The 2095-nt window shown below is 59.8% G+C and carries 3 protein-coding genes; 2 read left to right on the plus strand and 1 reads right to left on the minus strand.

Annotated elements, in window-relative coordinates; translation table 11 throughout:
• Positions 1-286 (plus strand): HIT family protein (locus JF66_RS22470; RefSeq protein ID WP_156109894.1); only part of this gene is annotated, 286 nt, incomplete at its 5' end.
• A gap of 133 nt (positions 287-419) precedes the next feature.
• Here the strand turns inward: JF66_RS22470 and JF66_RS17730 are convergent.
• Complete coding sequence (locus tag JF66_RS17730) at positions 420-983, minus strand: hypothetical protein (RefSeq protein WP_035880096.1); 564 nt, start codon at positions 981-983, stop codon at positions 420-422.
• A 431-nt stretch (positions 984-1414) separates the two neighbouring features.
• On the opposite strand from JF66_RS17730, the gene JF66_RS17735 reads away from it, so the two are divergent.
• Positions 1415-1897 carry a hypothetical protein gene (locus JF66_RS17735; protein ID WP_035880097.1) on the plus strand — a complete coding sequence of 161 codons (483 nt, stop codon included), beginning with the start codon at positions 1415-1417 and terminating at the stop codon, positions 1895-1897.
• Positions 1898-2095 lie beyond the last annotated feature (198 nt).

Genomic DNA, 2095 nt, shown 5'->3' on the forward strand with positions numbered 1-2095 from the left:
CCCTGACCTCTCCTCTTTGACCCTGGACGAGCTCGTCGAAGCGGCGATAGTTGCTCAACGCGTGGATCGGGCGCTCAGGGTTGTTCTCGGCGTGGAAGTTGAGGGCACCAACCTGCATATGTCCAATGGGTCCTCGGCGGGCCAGGACGTCATGCATGCCCACCTTCACGTCATCCCTCGTTCCGCGGGCGATGGTCTCGAACTTCGTGAAGATCTCTCCCGTTACCCTCACCCACCGCTCACGCGAGACGAGCGTTCCGCGATTGCCTTCGCAATTTCTGACTGATAGGAGGGAGCTCCGCGAACCTGCCAGACCTGGTCACGATGTCGTCCGCTGGACTCGTTCGGTTTCAGCACGCAACGTCTGAGGCTCAGGACGATGGGTTGGAGAAACCAAACAAGTGGGCCGCTCAGGGTTCCTATGTCGACCTGAGGTGATGCGTAATGCTCTCGATTACCGCAGCCTGGGCAGCGAGTGAGGCCCGCCAATCTCCGGGAATGACCAATGAATGGTCTGCCTTCGGAACGGAGATTACGTTCGCACGCGAGTCCGCGATCGTTGCGGGGAGCCAGAGGGCATCAGCATCACCGCCGATCGCCATGTCGCCGACGGACGCATTGAGGAGCCCCCGCTGCATGTCCGCACTGGTGAGCACGGGCGTAAGCCAGATGCCTGGGATGCCGTTGCGTCGCGCCCACGGCAGGGCAAAGCAGCCGAACGACTTTGCCACGATGAGCCGGCGCGACGACGGCGGTGCCGCGTCGAACGCTTCAGTGACGGCATCCGCGACGAAGGATTCTGGATTGTCGCGCGCGGTCGCATCCACTGTCCACTCGACACCTTGCACGTGCCATCCCTCCTCGGACAGCATCTCCGCGCACCACTGCAGGAGCGGCCCCTTGACGGTGTAACCGACACCAGGGAGAAGAACTGCGACAGGCGGACTCTCTGAATTGGACCGCGCCCTAACGAAAGACGACATCGCCCCACCCTACTGGCGAGGCAAGTCCCTCGGCCCTCGAAACTAATGCACCGTTTAACGTTCCCCTCTGAAACATCGAGCGAGCCCAGCCCTGACTCTGCAATTTATCCTCAACCTGTGTCGCTCAAGGTCCCAATGCACGGCGGTCCGTCTGGCGACGTGATCTCAACCAACCTTCCCGGGAAGCGCACCTGAACCGTCGACCTACATCAGAAACTCGGCGGCGGCGTCCTGCCGAAAACCGCTAAGGATTGAGCACCTCATCAACGTCGGTGACAAGCCGATTCACGTTTCTGGTGCATCGCCACACGAGCAGAGGAACTGCCGCGCATGCTGCGCTCGCCTCGTCAGCGGCCCTTCATCCGCTAGGCTCGTCGGCAATACTTGTTCGGGGGAACCTCATTCGTCACGCAAAGATCATTCTGTCGGTCGTGTTCACGCTGATTTATCTGCTGTCTGTGGGTTTCATAGCTCTGAGAGCTGATGCCAAGACACAGGGCGTAGGTCTCGGCTGGGACAATCAGATCGTTTCAGTCACGGGTACCTCTTCGCCGTGGTTGCTGAACTTGGTCATGGCCGGCTTGAGCGGATTGCTCGTCCTGTGGTTCTTGCAGAGGAAGACCGATAACGAGTTACAGAGTGTTCGATCCGCCGTGTCTTCACTTGTTGTCCTGCTTGTTTGCGTTGTCGGTTTTTCAGCCACAAAGGACTACACCGTGCATGTGCAGAGTCTCGAGGGGCCGCCTGAGACTCAGGCCAACCCGGTTTTCATGTGGGCTCAAGCCGGCGCGCTGAGTCCTGCCACGCATGCGGTGTGCGCTGTTCTCGTCGTCGTGGTTGCAATCTCCCTCAGCAGGAACAGAGCAGCACGGCGACCCGCCGGAAGGCTCTTGTCACAAACGTCTCTGGAATGATGAGACGTGAACAAACACCCCAGCCAGCACGCTGCCTGATTGTGCTCGACATAGGTTCCACTCGGAATCATCGAGCAGGCCGCCCCGGCCCTGCAATCTCGCCAGTCTCTGTGTCGCTCAAGGTTCGCCTCTGGGATGACAGCAATCGTTGACGGCGATTCGAATGAGCTGTGCAGACAAGTGCGGAAACTTGTGCGG

The sequence above is a fragment of the Cryobacterium sp. MLB-32 genome (genome assembly GCF_000738085.1).
GTDB lineage: Bacteria > Actinomycetota > Actinomycetes > Actinomycetales > Microbacteriaceae > Cryobacterium.